This window comes from Arcanobacterium phocisimile, from assembly GCF_016904675.1.
In the GTDB taxonomy this organism is placed as follows: domain Bacteria; phylum Actinomycetota; class Actinomycetes; order Actinomycetales; family Actinomycetaceae; genus Arcanobacterium; species Arcanobacterium phocisimile.
The window spans coordinates 405,074-430,512 of sequence record NZ_CP070228.1 but is presented as its reverse complement, the minus strand read 5'-3'; the positions used below and the strand labels follow the sequence as shown (position 1 = coordinate 430,512).

The 25,439-nt window shown below is 51.5% G+C and carries 27 protein-coding genes; 2 read left to right on the top strand and 25 right to left on the bottom strand.

What is annotated here, in order from left to right:
- Positions 1 to 7: 7 nt before the first annotated feature.
- Positions 8 to 1,243 (bottom strand): sugar ABC transporter substrate-binding protein, encoded by a 1,236-nt coding sequence (locus tag JTE88_RS01855; protein WP_204425014.1) that lies wholly within the window; start codon positions 1,241 to 1,243, stop codon positions 8 to 10.
- A 324-nt stretch (positions 1,244 to 1,567) separates the two neighbouring features.
- On the opposite strand from JTE88_RS01855, the gene JTE88_RS01850 reads away from it, so the two are divergent.
- On the top strand, positions 1,568 to 2,578 hold the full coding sequence (locus JTE88_RS01850; RefSeq protein ID WP_204425012.1) for a LacI family DNA-binding transcriptional regulator: 1,011 nt from the start codon (positions 1,568 to 1,570) through the stop codon (positions 2,576 to 2,578).
- Here the strand turns inward: JTE88_RS01850 and JTE88_RS01845 are convergent.
- Genes JTE88_RS01845 through JTE88_RS01835 form a run of 3 tightly spaced genes read right to left on the bottom strand, consistent with a single transcriptional unit; the run spans position 2,575 to position 5,642 of the window.
- Complete coding sequence (locus tag JTE88_RS01845; protein ID WP_204425010.1) at positions 2,575 to 3,510, bottom strand: co-chaperone YbbN; 936 nt, start codon at positions 3,508 to 3,510, stop codon at positions 2,575 to 2,577. The genes JTE88_RS01850 and JTE88_RS01845 overlap by 4 nt on opposite strands.
- A gap of 4 nt (positions 3,511 to 3,514) precedes the next feature.
- Positions 3,515 to 4,522, bottom strand: a complete 1,008-nt coding sequence (locus JTE88_RS01840; protein ID WP_204425008.1) for a DUF8094 domain-containing protein — start codon at positions 4,520 to 4,522, stop codon at positions 3,515 to 3,517.
- Positions 4,523 to 4,553: 31 nt separating this feature from the next.
- Positions 4,554 to 5,642, bottom strand: a complete 1,089-nt coding sequence (locus JTE88_RS01835) for a hypothetical protein (RefSeq protein ID WP_204425007.1) — start codon at positions 5,640 to 5,642, stop codon at positions 4,554 to 4,556.
- 144 nt (positions 5,643 to 5,786) lie between these two features.
- Here JTE88_RS01835 and JTE88_RS01830 point away from each other — a divergent pair, with 144 nt between their 5' ends.
- A complete protein-coding gene (locus JTE88_RS01830) occupies positions 5,787 to 6,950 on the top strand; it encodes a DivIVA domain-containing protein (protein ID WP_204425005.1) in 1,164 nt (387 codons plus the stop codon).
- On the opposite strand, the gene JTE88_RS01825 is transcribed toward JTE88_RS01830, so the two are convergent.
- The 21 genes from JTE88_RS01825 to argS form a co-directional block, all read right to left on the bottom strand.
- Entirely contained in the window at positions 6,947 to 7,726 is a 780-nt protein-coding gene (locus JTE88_RS01825; RefSeq protein WP_204425003.1) for an alpha/beta fold hydrolase, read from the bottom strand. The genes JTE88_RS01830 and JTE88_RS01825 overlap by 4 nt on opposite strands.
- 39 nt (positions 7,727 to 7,765) lie before the next feature.
- Positions 7,766 to 8,053, bottom strand: a complete 288-nt coding sequence (locus tag JTE88_RS01820; RefSeq protein WP_204425001.1) for an ATP/GTP-binding protein — start codon at positions 8,051 to 8,053, stop codon at positions 7,766 to 7,768.
- Positions 8,053 to 8,748 (bottom strand): endonuclease NucS, encoded by a 696-nt coding sequence (gene nucS, locus JTE88_RS01815; protein WP_204424999.1) that lies wholly within the window; start codon positions 8,746 to 8,748, stop codon positions 8,053 to 8,055. Before nucS ends, JTE88_RS01820 begins: the two co-directional genes overlap by 1 nt.
- A gap of 147 nt (positions 8,749 to 8,895) precedes the next feature.
- The gene (locus JTE88_RS01810) at positions 8,896 to 9,303 is read right to left on the bottom strand and encodes a DUF2550 family protein (protein ID WP_204424997.1); all 408 of its coding nucleotides are present in this window, start codon (positions 9,301 to 9,303) and stop codon (positions 8,896 to 8,898) included.
- 3 nt (positions 9,304 to 9,306) lie between these two features.
- Positions 9,307 to 9,585: an ATP synthase F1 subunit epsilon gene (gene atpC, locus JTE88_RS01805; protein ID WP_204424995.1), complete on the bottom strand. Its 279-nt coding sequence runs from the start codon at positions 9,583 to 9,585 to the stop codon at positions 9,307 to 9,309.
- Positions 9,555 to 11,015 (bottom strand): F0F1 ATP synthase subunit beta, encoded by a 1,461-nt coding sequence (gene atpD, locus JTE88_RS01800; RefSeq protein WP_204424993.1) that lies wholly within the window; start codon positions 11,013 to 11,015, stop codon positions 9,555 to 9,557. Before atpD ends, atpC begins: the two co-directional genes overlap by 31 nt.
- 38 nt (positions 11,016 to 11,053) lie before the next feature.
- Positions 11,054 to 11,953 (bottom strand): F0F1 ATP synthase subunit gamma, encoded by a 900-nt coding sequence (locus JTE88_RS01795; RefSeq protein ID WP_204424991.1) that lies wholly within the window; start codon positions 11,951 to 11,953, stop codon positions 11,054 to 11,056.
- A gap of 2 nt (positions 11,954 to 11,955) precedes the next feature.
- A complete protein-coding gene (atpA, locus tag JTE88_RS01790; RefSeq protein WP_204424989.1) occupies positions 11,956 to 13,581 on the bottom strand; it encodes a F0F1 ATP synthase subunit alpha in 1,626 nt (541 codons plus the stop codon).
- Positions 13,582 to 13,624: 43 nt separating this feature from the next.
- Entirely contained in the window at positions 13,625 to 14,440 is an 816-nt protein-coding gene (locus tag JTE88_RS01785; protein ID WP_204424987.1) for a F0F1 ATP synthase subunit delta, read from the bottom strand.
- The gene (gene atpF / locus JTE88_RS01780; protein WP_204424986.1) at positions 14,440 to 14,991 is read right to left on the bottom strand and encodes a F0F1 ATP synthase subunit B; all 552 of its coding nucleotides are present in this window, start codon (positions 14,989 to 14,991) and stop codon (positions 14,440 to 14,442) included. Before atpF ends, JTE88_RS01785 begins: the two co-directional genes overlap by 1 nt.
- 5 nt (positions 14,992 to 14,996) lie before the next feature.
- Positions 14,997 to 15,206, bottom strand: coding sequence for an ATP synthase F0 subunit C (gene atpE / locus JTE88_RS01775; RefSeq protein WP_091278578.1), 210 nt, complete (start codon positions 15,204 to 15,206; stop codon positions 14,997 to 14,999).
- 27 nt (positions 15,207 to 15,233) lie between these two features.
- Entirely contained in the window at positions 15,234 to 16,064 is an 831-nt protein-coding gene (gene atpB, locus JTE88_RS01770) for a F0F1 ATP synthase subunit A (RefSeq protein WP_239519537.1), read from the bottom strand.
- A gap of 141 nt (positions 16,065 to 16,205) precedes the next feature.
- Positions 16,206 to 16,637, bottom strand: a complete 432-nt coding sequence (locus tag JTE88_RS01765) for a hypothetical protein (RefSeq protein ID WP_204424985.1) — start codon at positions 16,635 to 16,637, stop codon at positions 16,206 to 16,208.
- The gene (locus JTE88_RS01760; protein ID WP_204424984.1) at positions 16,618 to 17,781 is read right to left on the bottom strand and encodes an MraY family glycosyltransferase; all 1,164 of its coding nucleotides are present in this window, start codon (positions 17,779 to 17,781) and stop codon (positions 16,618 to 16,620) included. Before JTE88_RS01760 ends, JTE88_RS01765 begins: the two co-directional genes overlap by 20 nt.
- Positions 17,778 to 18,416 carry an L-threonylcarbamoyladenylate synthase gene (locus JTE88_RS01755; RefSeq protein ID WP_204425692.1) on the bottom strand — a complete coding sequence of 213 codons (639 nt, stop codon included), beginning with the start codon at positions 18,414 to 18,416 and terminating at the stop codon, positions 17,778 to 17,780. The genes JTE88_RS01760 and JTE88_RS01755 overlap by 4 nt, the downstream gene beginning before the upstream one ends.
- A complete protein-coding gene (gene prmC, locus JTE88_RS01750; protein ID WP_204424983.1) occupies positions 18,416 to 19,255 on the bottom strand; it encodes a peptide chain release factor N(5)-glutamine methyltransferase in 840 nt (279 codons plus the stop codon). The genes JTE88_RS01755 and prmC overlap by 1 nt, the downstream gene beginning before the upstream one ends.
- Before the next feature lie 9 nt (positions 19,256 to 19,264).
- Positions 19,265 to 20,380: a peptide chain release factor 1 gene (gene prfA / locus JTE88_RS01745; RefSeq protein WP_204424982.1), complete on the bottom strand. Its 1,116-nt coding sequence runs from the start codon at positions 20,378 to 20,380 to the stop codon at positions 19,265 to 19,267.
- A 118-nt stretch (positions 20,381 to 20,498) separates the two neighbouring features.
- Entirely contained in the window at positions 20,499 to 20,711 is a 213-nt protein-coding gene (gene rpmE, locus JTE88_RS01740) for a 50S ribosomal protein L31 (RefSeq protein WP_204424981.1), read from the bottom strand.
- A 201-nt stretch (positions 20,712 to 20,912) separates the two neighbouring features.
- Positions 20,913 to 22,610: a transcription termination factor Rho gene (rho, locus tag JTE88_RS01735; RefSeq protein ID WP_204425690.1), complete on the bottom strand. Its 1,698-nt coding sequence runs from the start codon at positions 22,608 to 22,610 to the stop codon at positions 20,913 to 20,915.
- A gap of 248 nt (positions 22,611 to 22,858) precedes the next feature.
- Entirely contained in the window at positions 22,859 to 23,707 is an 849-nt protein-coding gene (locus JTE88_RS01730) for a GHMP family kinase ATP-binding protein (protein WP_204424979.1), read from the bottom strand.
- 13 nt (positions 23,708 to 23,720) lie between these two features.
- A complete protein-coding gene (argS, locus tag JTE88_RS01725; RefSeq protein ID WP_204424977.1) occupies positions 23,721 to 25,394 on the bottom strand; it encodes an arginine--tRNA ligase in 1,674 nt (557 codons plus the stop codon).
- Positions 25,395 to 25,439 lie beyond the last annotated feature (45 nt).

Sequence of the window (25,439 nt, the reverse complement as noted above, 5' to 3'; positions counted from 1 at the left end):
AATGAAATCACTTCTTGGCAATTTCGTTTTCGATGTCAGTGATCATCTTGTTCCAGGTTTCAACTGGATCAGAGCCACCCATGATCTGGGTTTCAGTACCGCCCCAGAAGCCCCAAACTGCACCCATTTGTGGGAGAGCTGGCATTGGGAGGCCTGCTTCGCCAGCCTTGGCAAAGCCAGCAGCAACTGGATCAGATTCGATCTTAGCTGCAGATGCCTTCAAAGCTGGAGTGCGCTGGCCAGCCTCATAAAGGGCGTCCTGGACTTCTTCGGAACCAACATAGTTCACGAGGAAGTCGGTGGCAAGAAGCTGGTTTTCCGACTTAGCGGAAATGAAACCACCCTGGACTCCAACGAATGGAGCAGCTGGCATATCACCGGCAGCTGGAACTGGATCAACTGCGACGTTCATACCTTCGAAATCGCCGAGCATCCATGGGCCACCAAGAATGAATGGAACTTCGCCCTTCTTGAATGCTTCAACAACGATATCGTAGGTCCATGCTGTGGAGAGTTCACCGGCAGTTGCCTTTTCACCAAGCCACTTCGCGAATGCTTCGCCCTTTTCGCCACCGAGGTTCAACTCTGGGGTGTAGTTGCCCTCTGCGTCAGTCTTGAAGACTGGGCCGGAGAAAGAGGACTCGAATGGGTACATGTGGAACGGATCGCCCTTTTCACCAATCTGGACCATAAATGGGTTCGGTGCTCCGGTAGCCTTTCCAGCAGCAATCATTTCATCGAAGGTAGCTGGGGTTGGGTCCTTGGCGAGATCTGCATTGCGGATAATCGCAAGGTTCTCAACTGCGTATGGTACGCCATACGTTTGCCCGTCGTAGGTAAAGCCTTGGAGAGCAATATCGGAAAATTCGCTTGCCTTATCACCAAGTTCAATTGGGGCAACAATACCGTTGGTGACGAATTCACCTAACCAGTCGTGAGCACCAAAGGTGATGTCTGGGCCTTTACCTGTTGGGACTTGAGCTGCAAATTCGGAACGGATCTGATCATTTTCTTTAACGACCAGTTCGACCTTGTTACCAGTCTCTTCTTCATACTTCTTAGCAGCAATTTCGAAGGCTGGCTTGCGGTTGTCATCAACCCATACCGTTAGCGCAGCATCTGATGACTGGCTTTCGGAAGCAGTTGTATTATCTGTAGCTTTTTCCGATTCTGAGGAACCGCAGGCGGTTAGGCCAGCGATCGTCATTCCGGTGATAGCTAAGAGTGCAATGCCACGACGCATTTTATCTCCTCAAGGGTTATAACCATGTAGTTTTCAATAATCACGAGCAACAATCACCTATTTTGTGAGCTACGTTGCTCATGTGTTGTGCTTTCAGTATAACGACACCACCAATTTATGCAATTCTTTTCACGCATTTTGCAAGAAACGAGAATTTTCGCAGTAGTTCACATAGAAGTCCCAGGCGCACCCAATGAGCTCTTTATGCGCTATTTACTTGCATAATAGACAATGTTCAGGCAATTCGCGGTATCGTTAGTTCTGGAACCAGAGAAAATTTTTGCAATATTCCATTAACGAAACACATCGAGCAAAGGAGCTCACATGGCCAAGCGGATCCGACTAGCTGATCTTGCCACACACGCAGGAGTATCAACAGCGACTGTCTCACGGGTCTTAAACGGCAAACACTCCGTCGCCCCCGATACTCGACAAGCTGTCCTAGCCGCACTCGACTTGCTCGGTTACGAACGCCCAGAGCAACTGCGCGAACGCACTGGTGGACTTATCGGCTTGATTCTTCCTGAACTAACAAATCCCATCTTCCCGCAGTTTGCCCAACACCTCGAAAATGCCATGACAATCCAGGGCTATACCCCTTTACTGGGTGCACAGATCGCCGGCGGCGCAACGGAAGATTCGTATGTCGAGGCAATGTTAGAACACAGTGTCGACGGCCTAATTTTCGTTTCTGGACTTCATGCCGACGCCACTGCGAGCATCGAAAGATACCACCGCATCACGGCCCTCGGTGTGCCGTACGTAACGATGAACGGGTTCAACACTGGCCTTTCAGCACCTGACTTTTCAACTGATGATGCCTCCGCCATTCGCCAAGCCGTGCGTCACCTAGTAGGACTTGGCCACCGGAAAATTGGTCTCGCTACTGGACCACTGCGGTTTGGCCCAGCACGAGTAAAAACGGAAACATTCATCGACACGATGTCTCGAGCCCTTCCCCACGAACACCCCTACCGTTCACACACACTTTTTACTGTTGAAGGTGGTGTCTCAGCATGTACCGATCTCATATCGAAAGGTTGCACAGCTATCATCTTCGCCTCGGATATCATGGCCTACGGCGCTATCCGTTACTGCCAATCATCTGGGTTGCAGATCCCCGACGATCTCTCGATTGTAGGCTTTGACGATTCCCCGTTAAACGCCTTCACGAATCCACCGTTAACGACGCTTCATCAGCCAGTGAAAACCATGTGTGAAACCGCTGTTACCACGCTATTAGGGATGATCAATGGAACTCAGTCACCTATCGGTGCAATGAAGTTTGAGCCGGAACTCATCGTGCGCGAGTCCACTTCGTCCCCACGTCGCTAGAAAAGAGCGTTCGTGAGAGCTTTACGAGCCTGATGAACACTAGGCGAATGTTGCCCAACTATGTCGAACAGGGCAAGCAAGCGAGTGCGTACGAGATCACGATCTTCGCCCTGTGTAGCTTTGATAACGTCGATCAAGCGGGTAAACGCCGCCTCAGCGTGACCGAAGGACAACTCTAGATCGGCAGCTTGCAAATGAACATCAATCTCGGTCAACGGAGAACTCGCTGCCGCATGCAATAAACCTTGTGCTTCCAATGGAGAATTTTGCGGATTAATCGCCTGGACACGTTGCAATAACTCGACCTGGTTCAAGGCTGTTTTTGCTTCCAAATCGCCGGGGTTTTCCTTGATTGCCGCAGTGTAAGCGGCATGTGCAGCGTCAAGGTTTCCAGCTTCCAAGGCGACCAGCCCTTCTTGATGAAGCGGCGGAATTTCTGGTTCGGGAGCTGCACCTTCCGGGTCACCATCGAGCACACCATTGAGACCGTATTGTTCACCAGCTTTGAGAAGTTTTGAAAGCGTCTCATCGATTGCTTGAGAGTCTGGTAAACCTTGGAATAACGGCACCGGTTGCCCTTGGAGTAACGCCACTACTGACGGAACGGCTTGAATACCGAACGCGCCAGCTACGCCGCGTTCGGTTGACGTATCAACAACTGCGAGTTGGATCCGTCCAGCACGTTTGGTGATAAGATTCGTTAGCTGGGAAATTAAAGTTTGAGAATGCTCAGACTCTGGTGCCGCAAAAACCACGATAACCGGCAAGCTCATCGATGTCTGAAGAGTCGATTCGAGATTCTTTTCAGTAAGTGTCAATACCCAAGGTCCAGGTATTGTTGCTAAACTGGGTTGACCAGCCTCATTTACTGGTTCGGGTTCTTTCTTGAGCGTAGAAAGATCAAATACTCCACCAAATCCTGGCATACTCATGAGATTATCCTGCTTTCACTACACTTATTAAGGCGGGAACCGATGCGCCGATTAATTGAATCGGAACCTCGGATCCCTTAGGAGGGAGGTAGAAGGCTACTGACGTAGCGTACTGTGCAACAACCGGGTTATCGACTTCAATAACGCCATCTTTCGTACCGGACGCTAGCGCACCGATAAACGATCCAAGTTTGAGTTTTGCAGTATCTTTTGTACGCGTGACCGTCATATCGTAGCGTAATTCGCCGACGACGAGGAGCCCGCCGTCTTTTGTGGACACTGCACGGATATCCTTATTAGGAACCGAGAAGCTTGTTGCTGCGTTCCCTAGTCCGTTCAGTGCAGATGTTAGATCCTGGGCCTGCTTTTCTGTTTCTTGATACAGGGGGTCACCTGTTTTAAACGGCACATCGCCAACCGCTCGATTCGTCGCATAGGTAGCGTATGCGTCAAGAACAGCCGCAGGATCAACGAGGTATTCTCCGGCCTGCGTTGCAAGATAGCCTTGGTCATCGTTTTGCTTATTGATGATTTCGATTTTCGGTGGCGAGGGGAACATATCAAGCACAGCCCACAGCGAGTAATTTTGGCGGGCAGTCGGCTGCTGCCAGACCGCAATCGTACCAATACCGCGAGCCGTATTAGTTTTATCAATTGCCATCATCGTGCGCGGAAAATCAGTACCAGAAGATACTGTCACTTCTTTACTGTCAAGTGTAAAAGAAGTAGGAACAGTCGTTTCAGTGATCGTAGCCAGATTGTATTCTGCTTCGCGTTGGATGCGCAACGGTCCAGTAATCCGCTCCCCAAGCGCTGCTGTATCGCGGCTCTGATCTGCTTGTTCTATCGTTGCTGAAACCGCTGTAGCGAGCTCAGCATACTTTCCTTGCGGAAGAATGTTTGAAACGATGTCAGTTTTTTGTACTTGCGGTACTCCAGCTTCTTGGGCGCAACCAGAAAGAAACATCGTGCCAGCTACAACCACAGCGAGGCCAAATCGGATTTTACACATTTTGATCTCCATCTTCCTTCTGTTGAATTCCTCAAGAGAAATTCCATAGTGAGCGCCAGTCGTTTCCATTACGCTCGATCTTTTGCTCCATAGAATCGACAGTTTCGTGACCACTGAAGTTTTCTGAGAGACCGGCTTCGACAACGGTTTTATTTTCTTCCGCATCATCATTGATATCAATCCCTGACGCCTCATGTTCTGCTTGACGTGCGATACCAGAAGCTGTCTCCATCGAATGAGTTTCGCCATCATGCCCATCTGATAATAAGATTCGGTCTTCTTCGGCTAGCTCGCGGTTACGGAACATTTCGATACGTGCTGAGGAAGGCAAAATTGATGCACCAAACGCTGAGCCGGTATACGTACGTTGAACTTCACGGCCCACACTCGGATCTGCAATATCGCCATCAAAAGCACCGATCACCGATGTTGCCGAATCTTGATGCGCATGCGTACGAAGCTTGACAGCGGTACGCTTATGCGGCCGGGAAAGTTGACGCTCTTGGAAAGAATTCAACAATAAAAATGAGCCGATTAGTGCCAATAAGCTAGCAATGACATAATAAACAACTGGGCTACTGATTTCCCGCGTCCCGATCCACTCTAAGGTAACCTTCGGAGCTTCACCTTGGGCTGTTGTAGCAAGGAAGGTCTGGCTATCGAGGTCTTTTGAATCGAACTCGATAGTAGTTTCGCTTTTGCCCTCACCTGTTTGGGACCACATATCCGATCCGACGAGATTGAACGATTGCGCTGTGACAGCTTCTGCGACAGTTTGGATTCCCTCTGGAGTTCCTTCTTCAGTAGAAGTTGTCAATTCTTTCCAGGATTCCATTCCCGAAATTTCTTCTGCCGGCGCTTGTCCAATATAAGCAGCAACATCTATTGGAGAGCCTAACGCCCACTGAATATCATTATCCGGGGAGTCCAAAGTAACCCTGACTTGATCGTTAACAAGCGTCAAAACACCAGAATCTACATACACAAACACTGTAGATTCTGCTGCTGAGGTCGATAACTTGACAGTGGTTTCTTTTACTTGTGAGGCATGTATAGCAAACGTTGCCACTAACATGATGAGCCCAACAACAAGGGAAATGATCCCTAGAATCCGTTTCATATTCCCGCTTCCGTCGATCGTTGACAACATGTAACGATTTAATAACACTACCTTATTTCCTGGAGCCTGATCTGACGATGTGAGTAAATTGACCCCGGGCAGGTACAGTTAAACTATTACATCTATTATATGGAGGAAACCATCGTGGCAGAAGAACCTCTCTTCCCTGTTGTCATGCGCGGCTATGACCGTGCACAGGTCGAAGAACGTATTTCTAGTCTTAGTACCAGCCTTTCTCAAACACGTACGCAAGTTGCCCAACTTGATGAAGAAGTTCTCAAGCTTTCTGCTCAGCTAGCACAGGCTCAAACAGCCCTAGAAGAAAACGACCGCCCCTCCTATTCTGGGCTGGGCAATCGCGTCGAACGGCTTTTGAAATCTACCGAAGAACAAGCTCTCGATTTGATGTCCCGGGCCCGGACTGAAGCTGGCGCTATCGTATCAGCAGCTGAAGACCGCGCAGAAAAACTGCACCAAGGCGCCCAAGCTGAAAGCCAAAAGATCCTTAGCCAGGCTCAAACACAAGCAACCACAACACTCGAAAAAGCCCAAGCAGAAGCACAATCGCTAGCCACTGTCTCTCGCCGCACAAGTGAAGAAATGATCTCCTCAGCCGAACGTGAAGCCGAACGTCTCCGCATCCAGATCCAAGCAGAAACGTCTACCCTACGCTCCCAAACCGAACACGACGTCGCTCAGCTCCGTACATCAACTGAAGCTGAAATGACTCAGCTACGCTCAGACACACAAACTGAACTTGCGAAGTTGCGTGCCGACGTCGAAGCTCAAATAGCTCAAGCTAAAGCTGATACAGAACGCGAAATTACCGAAGCTAAAGCGGCTGCAGATGCCTCGATCGCGAAGGCGAAAGAAGACGCAACCCGAGAACTCGCTGAAGAAAACGAACGCTTGAGCGCTGCAGCTAAAACAATGGTTGAGAAGGCCGAAGCAGACGCACACAGCGCCGAAGAACGAGTTATCGAAGCTACGCGGCGGGCTACCGAGCTAACCGAAACAACAGAAAACGACGTTGCAACACTGCTGGCTGATAGTCGCATGCAAGCTGACGAGATTCTCGCTGTGGCCCGTGAAGAAGCACAGCGTATACGCGAAGAAGCAACGGCCGAAGCAAACCGCAAGGTGGGAGCAGCTCGCGAAGAAATCGACTCTCTGAAGGAACAGCGCCAATCCCTCTCGTCATATATTGAGGATATGCGTGCGATTCTCTCCGGCTCGCAACGCTCACTCTCACTGCAAAACATCGTAGATTCTGCTGCCGAAAAAGCCGACGGTGAAGAATCCGATTAAGCAGTCACCCGTTCGACGAACTCCCGCAATGCCAGCGCTAGTTCCTCTGGCTTTTCATCTGCCGTAAAGTGCCCCGCTCCTTCAATTTCAAGGATGCGGGGTTGCTTTGCGTTGAGCGCCAAACCCATGAAGTACTCTAGCGACGCGGTCGGATCATCTGTTCCACGGATGAAGAACACCGGACCATCAACCAGTTCAACAACGTCGCTGCGATCCACGCGGTTAGCCAAAGCTCGCTGGATCCATGCCAACCCGGCACCCGGCGCCGCTTTGAACCGTGCAACAAGCGACTCTTGAACCTCTGGGGTGACTTCCAAGCCGGTCATCGTATCCTTCCATGCCTCCAGCATCTCAAAGGCTCGGCCCTGCTCGGCAAGCTCAGCCATCGAAGCTCGGAACTCTTGGCGCTGTGGATTATCAGATCCGATCCCCGTATCTATAAGTGCCAACCCATCGATCATCTGAGGATAGGTTGCTACGAAATCAGCAGCAATAGCACCACCCATAGACAAACCACCGAGCATGATCTGATCAACACCAGCATGGTCGAGGGTTTCTTTCAAGGCATGAACATAGGCCATGGTTGTGGGCTCATCACTGAGCTCTTCACCAGCCGGAGAAGCACCAAACCCTGGTGCATCCACCGTGATCACATCAATAGGTTCAAGCAATTTCCTGACGGTATCCCACATCGAGGAATCCAAAGGTAATGCGTGAAGCAAAACAAGCGGGCAATTTGACGGTTGGCCAGTGCGGCGCATATTCAACATAGTCATACCTCCACCGTAGCACTCGCCCGCTACGGAACGAAAGGCTTATCGCCGTCGTCCGCGCGCCTCCCAACATCCCGTATGCCAATGACGGCGGTCATTCTGGCCGAACTCTTTGCCTAGAATATGATCCTCAGTCCACGCAACTTCGTGGGGTTCACCTACCCGAATGATTCCCGAACATCCTGGGCACACATACTCTTTGACACCGGAGTTAATATGATGGACCTTAAAAGCACGCCCGTCATCAGCGTATTCGATACGGGTATACCCCATCAAGGCATATGAATTAAGCTCGCGCGAGGGCCGAGAATATTTCTTCGAACGACGCATCAGAACAACCGATCTTCAGGGTGATCAACGCCGCGCATCGCATCGTAATCAAGAATGACGCATTCAATCCCACGGTCTTCAGCCAAAACACGTGCTTGCGGTTTGATTTCCTGGGCAGCGAAAATACCACGTACCGGACTCAATGTAGAATCACGACCGAGTAATTCGAGATAACGAGTTAGCTGTTCTACCCCGTCAATTTCGCCGCGGCGTTTAACCTCAACTGCAACATGTCCCCCATTGAGATCTAACAACATCAAATCTACCGGCCCAATAGCAGTAGGGTATTCACGACGAACGAGCTCCAAATTCTCGCCCAACACTGCCACTTGTTCGGCCAACAGTTTTTGCAAATGTGCTTCGACGCCATCTTTAACTAGTCCCGGCTCAACACCGAGATCTTGCGTCATATCGTGGAAAATTTCGTAGATGTTAATTCGGAGAACGTCATTAGTTTTGTTGTGCTCAATTGACCACGTCTGAGTCACTCCGGCCTTGAGATCAGCTTCAGAGACCTCAACTTCGGTCATGGTCGCTGGCGGAGACATCCAATTCAGGGGCTTATAAGAACCGCCGTCGGAATGCACGAGAACAGAGCCATCTTGCTTCATCATCAAAACTCGAGTTGCAGGTTCAAGGTGAGCATCAAGGCGGCCAGAATAATCCACACTACAACGGGCAACTACAATACGCACAGGTCATATCTCCTTCATCTTCAGCGAACTCAAGCAACATTTAACGAATGTCATTCGATCTCATCTAGAAACAAGCATGAGCAATTCCTTGTACCATTCTCACACAAAGACTGGCCGCACTGTTGATGCGGCCAGTCTTTAACATGATCAGAAAAGTTCCGGTTCTTCTACCGGAGGCGCCGAGTCGATCCACGAAACGATACCAGAAACGGCAAGCGGTGTGGTTGCCAAACTCCACGACCTTTCGCCCTGTTGGATTCGAACTACCTGAATTTCGCTATCGGTCGCAGGTGAAACTGTGAAATCTAGCTCGCCACGTTTCCACTGGATTTGCGGATAAGGACTTAGCGAATGCGTTGAATACCAATTCAATTCGAACGGCTTGAATACAGCAACGCCGGTCACCCAGCGTTCACTGCCTTCTTCACGCACAGCAACATGGAACGAACCACGCCGGGAGAACAAGGTACGTAAGCGCATCAGGAAATAAACTCCGATGAGAATCACACACAGTGCCACCGCAACAACAGTCCACCACAAAGCCCAACTGATCAACCGCTACTCCTTGTGATTCTCGACGACCACCATGACTTCGTCGTGGTCAACGGTCAAAAATCCTTTACCAACCTTGATCTCTTGGCGATCTCCAGATGCTGTCGTAAAGCGAACACTACCTGGTGTGATCACCGCAAGGATCGGCGCACGGCCGGGCAAAATACCAAGCTCACCATCGAAAGCTGGAACAACAATTTCTTTGACGTCCCCGGAAAAGATTTCTCCAGAGCGGGCAACGATTTCGAGCTTCATCAGCGCATATCCTGTTGAATCTTGTGCCATGCACGCTCAATATCTTCGATACCTCCGATATTGAAGAATGCCTGCTCTGGGATATGGTCATATTCGCCGTCAGTGATACGTCGGAAGGCTTCAACAGTTTCCGCGATTGGCACAGTAGAACCTTCAACGCCGGTGAACTTCTTCGCAGTGTAAGTGTTCTGCGAGAGGTACTGTTCAATACGGCGAGCACGAGCCACGGTGACCTTATCTTCTTCAGAAAGTTCATCAACACCAAGAATGGAAATAATATCCTGGAGTTCCTTGTTCTTCTGCAGAATTGACTTCACCTTGGTCGCAACATCGTAGTGCGCCTGGCCAACGTACTGTGCGTCAAGAATGCGCGACGTTGACGATAGCGGATCCACCGCCGGATACAAACCACGCGAAGCAATATCACGCGAAAGCTCGGTGGTGGCATCCAAATGTGCGAAGGTCGTTGCTGGAGCCGGATCGGTGTAATCGTCAGCTGGAACGTAAATTGCCTGCAGCGACGTAATCGAATGACCTCGAGTGGAGGTGATTCGCTCCTGCAAAGCACCCATTTCGTCAGCCAAAGTTGGCTGATAGCCCACAGCAGACGGCATACGGCCAAGAAGAGTCGAAACCTCAGAACCTGCCTGCGTAAAACGGAAGATATTATCGATGAAGAGGAGCACGTCCTGGTTTTGAACATCACGGAAGTATTCCGCCATGGTCAGCCCGGAAAGTGCAATACGCAAACGCACCCCTGGTGGTTCGTCCATCTGACCAAAGACCAATGCAGTCTTGTCAAGAACACCAGCGTCTTCCATCTCGTGGATCAGGTCGTTACCTTCACGGGTACGCTCACCCACACCAGCGAATACCGATACACCGCCGTGGTCCTGCGCAACACGCTGGATCATTTCCTGGATCAGAACAGTCTTACCAACACCTGCACCACCGAACAGACCGATCTTTCCACCCTGAACATACGGGGTAAGAAGGTCGATAACCTTGATGCCGGTTTCGAACATCTTCGTTTCTGGTTCTAGCTGGTCGAAATTTGGAGCCTTACGATGGATAGGCCAACGTTCATTGACCTCCAGTGTTTCGCCTTCACCCAAGTTCAACACATCACCAGTAACATTAAAAACATGTCCCTTAGTGGCATCACCAACTGGAACGGTAATTGGCGCACCGGTATCAACAACAGTCGCACCACGGACCAGACCGTCGGTTGGCTTCATGGCGATGGTTCGGACGATGCTATCACCAAGATGTTGAGCGACCTCTAAGGTCATCTTCAAAATGCTTTCGCCTTCACCTTGGCTTGAAAGATCCACTTCGGTGGTTAGCGCGTTGTTGATTTCGGGGAGAGAGTCTGGCGGAAACTCAACGTCCACAACAGCGCCCACAACCTGGACGATACGTCCGGTGGTCACTCCCTGCCGATTATCTACTGCAGTCATTATTCTTCCTTACTGTGTCCCTGAGCAGGTGGGACGTTTTAGCTCTTCCCCAGGCTGTCTGCGCCGGAGATAATTTCTGTAATTTCCGTGGTAATTTCCGCCTGGCGGGCGTTGTTTGCCAAGCGCGTATACCTGTCGATGAGATCGCCTGCATTTTCAGTTGCGGAGTGCATTGCTTGCTGGCGGGCAGCAAGCTCCGAGGCTGCGGACATCAGCATCACTGAGTGAATTCGTTGACCGACATACATCGGCAACAATTCGTCGAAAACTTTCTGAGCCGACGGTTCATACTCGTACAGTGGCTCATCTTCGACGCTCGTATCCGCTTCGGCTTCGCCATCAACCACTTGCAGTGGCAACATGCGACGTACTTCGACGTTTTGCGTAACCATCGACACGAACTTCGTAAAGATCATGTACAGCTCAGCAACACCGCCGTCTTCGGCGTCGGCAAGGAACCGTGTCAAGAATTCCTCAGCAATTTCACTGGACGTTTCATCACTTGGCTTATCGGACTCACCAGTCCAGGCTCGCACGACAGGGATATCGCGGAATCGGAAATATGAAGCTCCGCGTCGGCCTGAAACGTAAAGGACTGGCTCTTTCCCTTGCTCCTTAAGATCGTTCACTAGCCGTTCGGCTTCCCGCAACACCGATGATGAGTAAGCACCGGCCATTCCGCGATCAGAAGTTACGACGAAAACGATAGCCTTGTTAGTATCCGTACGTTCTTTAACCAATGGATGGTCTGCATGCGCATGAATGGCGACCGTCGCGATAGATTTAGTCAACGCCTGCGTATACGGATCTTGTCCGAGCGCACGGTCGCGAGCCTTACCAATGCGTGAAGCTGCAATCAGCTCCATCGCACGAAAGACTTTCTCCAGCGTTTTTGTTGCTCGGATTTTTTGTTTATAAATCCGCTGTGCGCCTGCCACGATCAGCCCCGCTTCGTACGAACGATCTGTTCTTGTGACTGCTCAGCCTCTGGGAGCGAGTCATCCTCAGATACGGTGTCATTATTTGCAGTGAAGCCCGCACGGAACTCTTCAATGCCCGAACGAAGTGCTTCTTCAGTACTTTCTTCGAGCTTACCAGTGGTGGCAATATCCGCAAGAACTGACGTGTTGTTCCGCAAGTAGCTGATCAGACCAGATTCAAACTTAGGAATATCCTTGACGTCGATATCGTCAAGGTAACCGTTAGATCCGGCCCACACCGACGCAACTTGATCTTCAACAGCGTATGGCGTGTACTGCGGCTGCTTGAGCAAGGCCATCAGACGTTCGCCGCGGGCAAGCTGCTGGCGAGTCGTAGCGTCTAGGTCAGATGCGAACATTGCGAACGCGGCCTGGGAGCGGTACTGCGCCAAGGTGATCTTCAAGGTTCCAGCAACTTTCTTCATCGCCTTAATCTGAGCGTCACCGCCCACGCGGGAGACGGAGATACCGACGTCCACAGCTGGGCGCTGGTTTGCATTGAACAGATCGGACTGGAGGAAGATTTGCCCGTCAGTAATTGAAATGACGTTGGTTGGGATGTATGCCGAAACGTCGTTTGCCTTGGTTTCGATAATCGGTAGACCCGTCATCGAACCACCGCCGAGCTCGTCAGAGAGCTTTGCACAACGTTCAAGGAGCCGGGAGTGTAAGTAGAAGACGTCTCCTGGGTATGCTTCACGGCCCGGTGGGCGACGCAAAAGCAGGGAAACAGATCGGTATGCTTCTGCCTGCTTGGAGAGATCATCGAAAATAATCAGGACATGCTTGCCGTCATACATCCAATGCTGGCCGATGGCGGAACCGGTGTAAGGAGCCAGGTACTTGAAACCAGCGGAGTCTGATGCTGGAGAAGCAACAATGGTGGTGTATTCCAATGCTCCGTTGCGCTCGAGCGTTGCGCGAACTTCAGCAATCGTGGAGCCCTTTTGTCCAATCGCTACATAAATACACCGAACTTGCTTCTGCGGATCGCCAGACTCCCAATTGGCTTTCTGGTTGAGAATGGTATCGACAGCTAGCGCAGTCTTTCCAGTCTTACGGTCACCAATAATGAGCTGACGCTGGCCACGACCAATCGGAATCATTGCATCAATAGCTTTGATACCGGTTTGGAGTGGCTCGTGAACTGATTTGCGAGCCATGACGCCGGGCGCCTGTAGTTCAAGAGCACGCCGAGAATCGAGATCGGTAATTTCTCCCAATCCGTCAATCGGATGTCCAAGCGGATCAACAACGCGCCCTAAATAACCTTCTCCGACAGGAACAGAGAGAACTTCGCCAGTTCGGCGTACTTCCATTCCCTCTTCAATGTGCGAGAAGTCTCCGAGGACGACGACGCCGATCTCGCGTTCTTCAAGGTTCATGGCCAAACCGAGAGTGCCGTCTTCGAACTTCAATAGTTCGTTCGCCATCGCTCCTGGCAAGCCTTCAACACGGGCAATACCATCGGCACATAGTGTGACGTGACCGACCTCTTCACTGCTGGCTGTTGCCGGCTCATAAGAGCTGACAAACGTATCCAGTGCAGACCGGATTTCATCGGGCTGGATTGTCACATCAGCCATACATCATTCCTTCGCTCGAAGCAGCTCGTAAGCTGCAAGTTAATTAGTTTGTAAAGTTCTTCCGCAATGCCGAAATACGGTTTGCAAGAGTTCCATCTATCACATCGTCGCCCACGTGAACTCGGATACCACCAATAACGGCTGGATCTAAAGTGACGTGGATTGTTACATTTTTATTGTAGGTACGCGTCAAAATCGAACGTAGTCGATCTTCTTGCGCTCGAGTGAGTGGCACCGCACTCGTAACAGATGCGACGATATGTCGGTCGAGTTCAGCAGCGAGATCAAGATAACGGGTCAGAGATTGAGCTAACGTCCAACCCCGGACAGTACGAATAACTGCGCGCATTAACAATCGTTGCGTGTAGACAACACATCCAGCAAACACCTGTTCGGCGAGTTGAGCACGCGCTGGGGCCGGGTAATGACGATCACTCAGTGTCAATCGCAAACCACGCTCCGCACGCAAGGTACGCAGAGAAACGTACAGCTCTTCCTCTACACGAGAGAGCTCATCTTCGCGGCGAGCACCGAGCAATACTGTATACGCACCCAGATACTCCAAGCTAACAACAATATCGCCAGATTCTGACCAACGCTCACGAGCTAAGCCAGTGAGCAAATCAATGACTACACCACGAGTCTTCCCAGAGAACAGATTTACCACGAGGTTTGCGCGGGCATCTGCCGGACGCGAGCTGTCTTCTAAAGCTGCAACAATCGCTGGGTTCTCCCCGAGAATGTCTGCGATAGAAAATATTGCTTGCGCAATATCGAGTTCATCGCCTGCTATCTGACTGGTTAACCCGTCCCACCGATCACGTGCCCGCGTTAACGCTGCTTCGCTTCCCGAACGCATTAAGCCTCCTGTGGAGCTGAAGGAGTTGAAGCCTCAAGCTCGTCTAAGAATCGATCAGTTACTCGTTGAGCTAGTTCTGAATCAGTCAACGATTCACCGACGATACGGGTAGCTAGTTCGGTAGCAAGAACGCCTAACTCGGCACGTAGTACACGCCGAGCTGCATCTGAATCAGCAGCAATACGTCGATGTGCATTGTCGATGATCTGATCAGCGCTTGTGTGTGCTTGGGACTGGGCATCAGTCATGATCGCTTTTGCATGCGCATTGGCTTTTTCGCGAATTTGCTCGGCATCGCGATGGGCATCGCGAATCTCTTCTTCCAGGCCGGCACGTTGGTCAGCGATTTCAGCACGTGCCGCATCCGCGGCGTGCAGACCCTTCTCAATCTTTTCTGCTCGCTCATCCAACGTTGCCATGAACGTTGGCCATGCAAGCTTGTAGATAGAAATCGCAACGATCACGAACGCGACAGTACCCCACACCAGATCTGGTAACGCTGGTATAAGTAGCGAATTGCCACCTTCAGCAAGGATAGTCGTGCTTGTCATACGTATCACGCAGCGAAAACGAAACCAGCCACGAAGCCCAGCAGACCTAGAGCTTCAGCAAATGCGATCGACAGAATCATGTTCACACGCAAGAAGCCCTTGAGCTCTGGCTGACGGGCAGTTGCTTCCTGGTTCTTAGCACCAATAAGACCAATGCCGATAGCTGGTCCAATGGTTGCAATACCGTAACCGATGGTGGCGATGTTACCGATCATGGGATGTTTCCTTTGTTTGTTACTGTCTCAGTGTTCTGAGATGGATAATGAAATGTAGACGGCAGCAAGCATAGCGAAAATATATGCTTGCAATGCGCCAACAAAAAGCTCGAAGACGACGAAGACAACGCCTACGAGAAGAGTGAGGCTTCCTAGCCCCGCACCAAAAACGCCGCTGATCTCAAAATAGAGATAATGCGTTCCCAAAAAGCACAGGACCAAAATGAAGTGTCCGGCAACCATGTTTGAGAGCAAACGAACGGTAAGAGTTAGCGGACGGAGAATGAAGGTTGAGAAAAATTCGAGTGGAGCGAGCAGAATATAAACTGGTTTTGGCACTCCAGACGGAAAGAGCTGTTCCTTGAAGAACCGACCGAAACCCCGAGATTTAATCCCGGCAAGAACGAAGCCGACGAAGACAAACAGTGCAAAAATGAGTGGCATACCGACGAGTGAAGTACCCGCGATTTGCAACCCGGGGATAACACCGGTGAGGTTCATGAAAAGAATGCCGATAAATACAGTGGCGATCATTGGCTGGTACTTTGCTGCCTGATCTTCCCCGAGGATTTCTTCACCGATTTGGACGCGGGAGAAATCGAGCAATGTTTCAACTGCCGCTTGACCACGTGAAGGCACTAATTTGGCCGAACGTGAATACCAAAGCATCACCCCAAGCAGCACAAAAACCGCAATCAACCGCACCATGAGCAGGCGATGGATTTCGAATGGCGTACCCGCGAATAACAACGGATCGGGATTGAACTCGTGATCCAACGTCGGTGGAGCGAATGAATCACCCGACTGTGACGCAAGAATAATCGGCGCAGCTCCCAGAGCTTTCAAAAGAGAAAACACAGTTCTTAAAATCCTCAGTATTGCACGGACTGTACCTGCAGTCGCCAATGGCGCTCATCCGCGACTTCAAGGTATGAACATTGTTTACTCTACCCGAGTTCATCGCCCATAGCCAAAGGGCAAACAAACACGTGGGATATCTTAAACATCGGCACTAATGGATGGCCCATCCTCGCCAATGATCACCACCGAAATTGTCAATAAATTCAGCATAATCCCACACATCATGGCAATGATCACCACTCGTGGTTCACACAGTGGTAACTGAGTTATTATCTGCATCGCCAACGCAATAATCATGATTTTAACAAAGTAGCCACCAACCATCGTCACCCCGGCATTCAGTCGCGCAAAAGTGAAAAATGAAAACACTGCGTTGACCACGTCTAAGGCAAGCAAGATGCCAGTTCCATACGCGACAGAAACTGCAAGCTGTCCATACCCCGAAAGTAACGCTCCGATACTTACTGCGCCAAATATGACGATCGTGGCAGCAAGATTCCAGACAATTGAGCGCAGAATAATCTCTTGAGCGCTCCTGCGCTCACCAGGTTTATGATTCCGTCGGAACATCGGATTTACTATGGATTGTTTGGTGTACCGCTTCCTTTAGCCGTGCCACGGCACGCGCACGACGCGCAGCAAAAACTTGAAATGTTACTGCTATCGCGATCAGTACACCGAAAATACTCGCCGGTAGCACCCAACGCAACGGGAAAGCCACCGCACTCACTGCACTAAACGAAGCAACCGCGGTCCACATATACAGCACCAATACCGCATTCGTATGCGAATGCCCGTGGCGCAATAACCGATGGTGAAGATGTCCCGCATCAGCAGAAAAAGGCGATTTCCCTTTCGCCACGCGGCGAACTACTCCCCACACCAAATCCACAATCGGAATAATCAAGACTAATAACGGCACAATCAACGGCATGTAGGCAGGGATAGCTTGCGGAGTGTTCGCAGCCACCGGGTCGATCTGACCGGTCACGACAATCGACGCACCCGCAATAATCGTGCCCAACATCAATGCGCCCGAATCACCCATAAAAATCTTCGCAGGATGGAAATTATGCGGTAAGAATCCTATACAAATACCAACCAGCGGCGCCACTAAAGCTGAGGCAATCGACGTGAAATCTCCTGGCGATGTTTCCCGTGTCAAATAATAGGTGTAGGCAAAAAACGCCAAGGCCGCAATACCCACTACACCAGCAGCTAAACCATCAAGACCGTCGATGAAATTCACCGCATTGACTACAACTACCACCGCAACAATCGTAACGAAAAGAGTCAACCGAGCCGACCCCACAGTAATGCCAAGTAACGGCACACTAACGAGTTGCACGCCATACCACACCATGACACCCGCAGCGAGCATCTGCCCAGCAAGCTTGGCATACCACGGCAGCTCATAGATATCGTCAATTACACCGATGGCACAAATAATACCTGCACCTGCCACCACCGCCCACGCCATTGAACCTGGGCCTAGCACGATATGGAAATACGGAATTTGCGAAGCAATAACAAGGGAGATGACAAAGCCCAGATACATTGCCACTCCACCGAGACGTGCAATGGGAACTTTGTGTACGTCGCGAGCGCGAATCTCAGTAATCGCGCCAGCTGCCAATGCCGCACGATGCACCACCGGTACCAACAAATACGTGACGATACCAGCAATAACCATGATTAATAGATATGCTCTCATGCGTTATCTCCGAGGTGGACTATTCGAGCAAGCTCCGCACGACTCAATGCGCCTTGACGTAAGACACTATACGTATCATCGGCTTGGTTCCAGCGCACGATCGTCGACGGCACACCGCCTGGAGATCGCCCGTGATCGAGGTAGACTGCCACAGCTTCGCCTAGTTGTTCAACAGCTTGTGCAATCTCAGTGGCTGGCTCTTGCCCGGTCTTATTTGCCGAGGTAACTGCCAACGGACCAACTTGTTGTAAGAAAGCTACGGTGACATCGTCGTCGGGCATACGCAAGCCAACAGTTCCAAACGTCTCCCCTAGATCCCAGCCGAGCGAGTCACGCGCAGGCAAAATAATCGTTAGTGCACCCGGCCAAAATTCGTTCATCAACGACCGTGCGCTCTGTGGTAGCTGGCTCACTAAGGTTTCGGCCTGCTCAACCGAGGCAACCAAAACCGGTGGCGGCATTGCGCGGGTACGGGACTTTGCCGCTAAAAGTGCGCTCACAGCGTCGTAAGAGAATGGGTCAGCACCGATGCCATAGACGGTATCTGTAGGCAAACAAACAACCTGACCAGCGCACACTGCAGTGCGTGCTTCATCCAGCGCAGTTGCCAGATGATCACTGTGAATAACCTGCATCACATACCCTCTTTTTCTGCGTACAGCCACCGGTCCCTGCCAGCTAAATCGCACCCGGTGTGCCCGTTGACAAAACCGTGCCGATGCGCAAAGTCAACTAACGCTGGCCCTTGCTCATCGCTATGTTCCATAATAAGCACTCCGCTTGGCTTGAGCAGGTCGTAGGCGCGGGTGACGAGCTGACGCGGAATATCTAATCCATCGTCACCACCGCCGTATAGCGCCACTGCCGGATCGGCGAGGACGTCCGCAGGTAGTTCGACCGAATACGGAACATATGGTGGATTCGTGATGACGACATCCACCCTGCCCACTAGTTCTGGTAACGCGCTACGTGCATCACCTTCGACGAGTTCAACATGCGAACCATAGCGCGCGTTATTCACTCGCGCTAGCTGATAGGCGTTGGAGTCTTGTTCAACAGCCCATACGCGCGCGCGGGAAACTTCAGTTGCTATCGAGATCGCGATTGCCCCCGAACCAGTACATAGATCGACGACGACGGGGTGAGGCTCACTGATCTTCGCTAGCGTATCAATTCCAGCTTGGGTCACCATTTCGGTTTCTGGGCGGACGATAAAGACGCCCGGCCGGCTAACGAGCTCAAGATAGCGAAACCACATCAGCCCCATAATGTGCTGAACGGGTTCGTGCCGTTCGCGGCGCACAATAGCATCCTCAAATTGGGATACTTGACCCTCAGTAAGCAAGGCTGCCAGCTCTGGCCGACGGGTATTCACCCATTCGGCAAGTAGCCTGGCGTCCACATCTGCAGATGGTAGACCAGCTTCCGTAAAACGTTGCGTTGCCCGCGCTACTGCTTCTCCCCAAGTAGCCATAAGTGATTCCTATTGTGGATCGGTGGCATCTTTCGCAGCCTGATCTAGGCGCTCAGTTTCATCAAGTACGCGCAAGGATTCGATGACAGCTGAGAGGTCGCCGTTGAGGACTGCATCAAGGTTGTGTGCCTTGTAGCCGGTGCGGTGATCCGCGATGCGGTTTTCGGGGAAGTTGTAGGTGCGTACACGTTCGGAGCGGTCCACGGTTCGCACTTGGGAACGACGTTGGTCTGCTTCTTTTGCTGCCTGCTCTTCAAGTTGGAGCTGACGCAGGCGTGCCAACAAGACACGCATAGCCGCTTCACGATTCTTAATCTGCGACTTTTCATCTTGCATTGACACTGTAATACCGGTTGGCAAGTGGGTGATGCGCACTGCAGAGTCTGTGGTGTTTACTGACTGGCCGCCAGGACCGGAGGAACGGTAGACGTCGATGCGTAGCTCGTTGTCGTTGAGTTGAACTTCTTCTGGTTCGTCAACTTCTGCAAAGACCAGCACGCCAGCTGCCGAGGTGTGAATACGCCCTTGGGATTCAGTTGATGGCACGCGCTGAACACGGTGCACTCCGGCTTCAAATTTCAGATGTGCCCACACGCCGTCAGCTGGATCTTCTGGAATCGAGGATGCTTTAACAGCCATCTGGATATCTTTGTAGCCACCAAGCTCTGTCGGGGTGGACGATAGGGTTTGCACACTCCAACCTTTGGATTCGGCGTAACGCTGATACATACGTACAAGATCTGCTGCAAAGAGCGCGGATTCTTCTCCACCTTCGCCTGCTTTTACTTCCAAGATAGCGTCTCGCGAATCGTCTGGGTCGCGTGGAATCAATGCGTCACGCAAACTTGCTGCAGCCTCAGCTGCTTCCTTTTCCAAACGGGGTAATTCGGATTCAAATAGTTCGCCGTCTTCGCCGCCGATTTCAATGATTTCCCGAATATCATCGAGGTCAGCTTGGGCCTTTTCCCATGTGCGATATCGGCTTACTACGCGGCCGAGTTGGGCGTATCGACGCCCGAGACTGCGCAATTTTTCCGGACGCGAAATCACGTCCGGGGACGACATCTGGCTCTCGATATCTAGATATTCCGCTACCATCGCATCTGCTGCGGGAAATGCACTCATTGCTGTCCTTTGATTATCGACTGGGCGTCGGTTGCCACCAGCTGGTGAAACTCTTTTCTTACTTTACGCGTAAAACAAACGCCGGCACGACAAATCGTACCGGCGTTTGTAAGAGAAGCTAATTTGCGCGCTTGCCGTAGCGTGCTTCGAAGCGAGCCACGCGACCACCGGTGTCCAGAATCTTCTGCTTTCCGGTGTAGAACGGGTGGCATGCTGAGCAGACGTCAACACGCAACTCTCCACCTTGGATGGTGGAGCGGGTTTCAAATTCATTGCCGCACGTACACGTCACATGCACTGGTGCGTAATCTGGGTGAATACCTTTTTTCATAGGAAATCTCCTTGGATCGTTTTCTGCCTTGGGTCCACATCGCACCCGAAAAATACGGATTTTTCGTGGATTGCTTGGGGTTTTCACACCAAGCGGCCATGTGGTGAACCAATAGCCGACTCATTATTACATCATATTCCCCATGATAGTGCCCACCTGTCGTGAGTAATATCATGGGGAATATCGAAGGATTGCTAGGACCTACTCGTCCACTCCTGCGCCTTGGACGCCGCGAACAATCGACATCAACAATGCCGAGTTCGATTCAGTCTTACGCATCCGGCCAAGTAGCTGATCAGATGCTTCTTGGACTTCCATCTGGCCTAATCCGCGACGCAAGTGCCACATAATCTTCAGCTCCTCTGGCGAGAGCAACTGCTCTTCACGGCGGGTACCTGAAGCGTTAATATCGACTGCTGGGAAGATACGACGGTCAGCTAGCTGACGAGACAAGCGCAATTCCATGTTGCCGGTGCCCTTGAACTCTTCGAAAATAACTTCATCCATCTTCGAGCCAGTTTCTACAAGCGCCGAAGCAATAATGGTGAGCGAACCGCCGTTTTCAATATTACGGGCAGCACCAAAGAACTTCTTTGGCGGATAGAGAGCTCCAGCATCTACACCACCAGAGAGAATACGGCCAGACGCAGGCGCAGCCAAGTTGTATGCACGCGATAAACGAGTCAACGAATCGAGCAAAATCACAACGTCCTGGCCAAGCTCAACCAAACGCTTCGCGCGTTCAACAGCAAGTTCAGCAACGATTGTGTGATCGGTAGCTGGGCGATCGAAGGTCGAAGCAATGACTTCACCCTTGACCAAGCGCTGCATATCGGTGACTTCTTCTGGGCGTTCATCAACAAGAACAACCATCAAATGCACGTCTGGATCATTGTTCGAAATCGCCATTGCGATCTGCTGCATAACAACAGTTTTTCCAGCCTTTGGCGGGGAGACAATCAGACCACGCTGGCCCTTGCCGATTGGTGCAACCAAATCGATCATACGGGTGGTCAATGCCTTTTGCGTTGTTTCCAGGCGAAGCATCTCTTGTGGATACAACGGGGTGAGCTTGTTGAATTCTGGACGCAAGGCAGCATCTTCAACACTCAGACCGTTAATCGTTTCCACATCGACAAGCGGATTGTACTTGTGCTGGCGACCGCGCGAATTTTCCGCATGCGGACGAACCGAGCCTTGGACTGCGTCACCGCGACGCAAGCCGTAGCGGCGGATAGTCTGCGCAGAAACATAGGCGTCATTCTTGCCAGGCAAGTATCCGCCGGTGCGCAAGTAGGCATTATTGCCGTCGATGTCGAGAATTCCAGCAACCGGGATAAGGACGTCTTCGGTCGACGTCTGCTCTTGATTGTTGTCGTTATCGTTGTTGTCCTGGTGGCGATCGCGACGGTTGTTCCGATCACGACGGTTGTTCCGATCACGACGATTACGGTTACGATCACGGCGATTACGTGAATCATCTTCGTCGTTGTTCTGCTCTGGGCTACGACCCTCTTCAGCGCGACGCTCAGCAGCTTCACCTAGCGCGTCGAGTGCGGCGGCCTTTTCTTCTTCGGTCATCTTTGATTTGTTATTTCGACGACGATCGTTGGTGCGATCCCGGCGGTTACGGCCGCGCCCTTCTTCTGGAAGCTCGATCTCTACCTTGCGGGATCGAGAAGCTTTGCGGTTCTCAGATTTTTCAGTTTCCGTTGCTTCGGACGTCGGTGCCTGTGGCTCGCGTTCTTCGGTTTGTGTAGCACGGTCCTGCTTACTCTTCTGAGAGTTTTGTGAAGCTGAGTTACTTCGGATGGCAGCAATATAATCTGCCTTTCGAGACTTCGGCGGCATTCCAATGCCCATCGAAGCTGCGAGTTCTTTGAGTTCCGGTAGCCGCATTGTAGACAGTGCGGGCTTACGACCAGTAGTTGTTTCGCTCACGAGGTTCCTTCCTCGGTGGCCCTGAGGGCCTTCTAGACATAATCAAACCATGACGGCTTAAGGATCAAGGATAAACGGCGAGAATATACATCAGCCGGGCGAACTCTGGCTTTATCGAAACTGCAAAGCAGTCAAAAACAGCCGTTCGCTGTTCTCAAGTGTACACAAGATAACTTGAATACGCCACGTAATGGCGACAATCACATTCAATCGTCGAGCCGAGAGTTTGCGACCGAAGTTGCAATACAGACATACCCTTCGCCGGTGAACCGTTTTTGCAAATCAGGACTCAGATCTGCAAAAAGCACGATCGCAGGTCCGCTGCCGGCAAAAACCGCTGGCCATTGTGCTTTGTGTAGCGCTTCGAGAAAATAGCCGTTGTAAACAACCGCTTTATCATCAGATCCCTGCGTAATCACCCGTTGGCACAAACTCGACAATAACTGCGGATCTTGCGTCAACGCATGCGTGAGGGCCGCAACCGGACCGCGCGCATATCGCGAACCGGTCGTAGAACGACGGTGGGCTACCAGTAGCGTCGTGGCCAACGGCGAATCCTGCGGTATCGAAACAGCCCGGTGCACATCGCCGTCGTTCCAGGACAGACTTACTCCACCTTGTATGATTGCCGGCACACGCGCCGGCGAAGCACCCAACGATATCGCTAGCTCGAACGCATCGGCGTCGGAAAAATCTTCCGGGTTGCCCACTAGCTCTCGCACCAGACTGATACCGGCCACAATCGCTGCCGAGCGTGCACCCAAGCCAACCGCAGGCGGTATTTGTGTTTGGCCAATAAGCGCAATACCTGCCTGCGGAGCTTGTAGCTTGTCCAACGTTGCCAACATAGCCATAATCGTCGGATGTTGGCCATCTCGTGGCGCCACATCCTTACTAGGACCAGTGATCGTCGCTCGGCTCTCCCCCACAGTTACTGTTGCCGCGTAGTCGTCCCACAACTCGAACGCAACACTGATGTGCTCGCCTTCACTATCGGAACACAGCACAGCACTAGCTGGAACTCGAACCCGCGCGTAATCAGTTAGCAGCCGCATACGGTCAGCAAACCTACATCTTGTCTGGAGCACTAACGCCAAGCAGCTTCAAGCCATTGGCAAGAACTTGACCTGCTGCATCATTGAGCCACAACCGGGTGCGATGAACATCTGTGACTTCCTCATCCGCACGCGGAGTCACACGCGAATTGCCATACCATGCGTGGTAAGCACCCGCGACTTCTTCAAGGTAGCGTGCTACACGGTGCGGTTCGCGAAGCTGAGCCGACTGGGCAACAATCTCCGGGAACTGTGCCAGTTTTGCGATGAGTTCCGAATCTGCCGGTGTATCAAGCAAAGAAGGAACAAAACTATCCCGGGTGACACCATGAGCGGTCGCATTCGCATCAACGGACTTGGTGCGCGCATGCGCATACTGCACATAGTAAACCGGGTTTTCGTTGGTGCGGGAGGAGATAAGCCCAAGGTCGATTTCCAGTGTGGTATCCATAGCGGCGCGTACCAGGGAGTAACGAGCAGCATCCACACCTGCAGCATCAACGAGATCCGAAAGCACAACAATGGTTCCGGCACGCTTAGACATGCGTACTGGCTGGCCATCCTTGACTAGGTTGACGAGCTGACCGATAAGGATCTCCATGTTTTCACCCTTACCAGCAGTATCGCCGAAGGCACGAGCCATCGCGTACATACGGCCAATGTAGCCGTGGTGGTCAGCGCCAAGCATAATGACAACGTGGTCGGCTCCGCGCTCACGCTTGTCCAAGTAATACGCAATATCGCCGGCAAAGTATGCGGCATCGCCGTCGGACTTGATAATGACTCGATCTTTATCGTCACCAAAATCGGTGGTACGAATCCAGGTTGCACCTTCGGATTCGAAAATCACGCCTTTGTCACGCAACTGCGAGATAGCCTGATCAACTGCACCGGACTCATGCAAGGTATCTTCATGGAAGAAAACATCGAACTCGACGCGGAAGTTCGCCAATTCCTTCTTGATTTCGCCAAACATTCGCGTAACGCCATGCTGACGGAAGAACTCTTGAGCTTGAGCATCATCTTGTTCAAGTAACTTATTACCTTCTTCGTTCGCAGCTAACACAGCCTCAGCGATATCTTCAATGTACTGACCGCCGTAGCCATCTTCCGGAGCTTCCTGACCGCGCGCACGAGCCAAAAGTGACTTGGCGAAGCGGTCAATTTGGGAGCCGTGATCGTTGAAGTAGTATTCGCGGACAACTGATGCGCCCGAGGCGGTCAAAATACGAGCAAGCGAGTCGCCTACAGCAGCCCACCGCGCGCCACCAATGTGGATCGGACCAGTTGGATTAGCTGAAACATATTCAAGATTAATAACGTGGCCAGCAAGCGCTGTTCCTTGGCCGTATGCCTCGCCAGTTTCAACAATGTTTCGAGCGAGCTCTCCAGCGGCAGCGGCGTTCACGGTGATGTTGATGAATCCAGGACCCGCAATTTCTGCATGATCAATACCGGCATCTTCGACCAGCTTATCAACAACAAGTTGCGCAAATTCGCGCGGATTCATTCCGGCCTTCTTACCCAACTGCATAGCAACGTTGGTTGACCAATCGCCATGTTCGCGAACACGCGGACGTTCTACTCGAACTTCCGGAATCTCGTTCGGATCAAGATTGATCTCGCCCGCACTAGCCGCATTTTGAATGATGGTATAAATCAATGATTTAAGTTCTTCTGGAGTCATACTCCAAGTGTATCTGGCTAACCAACCATTATTTCTATCTCACAC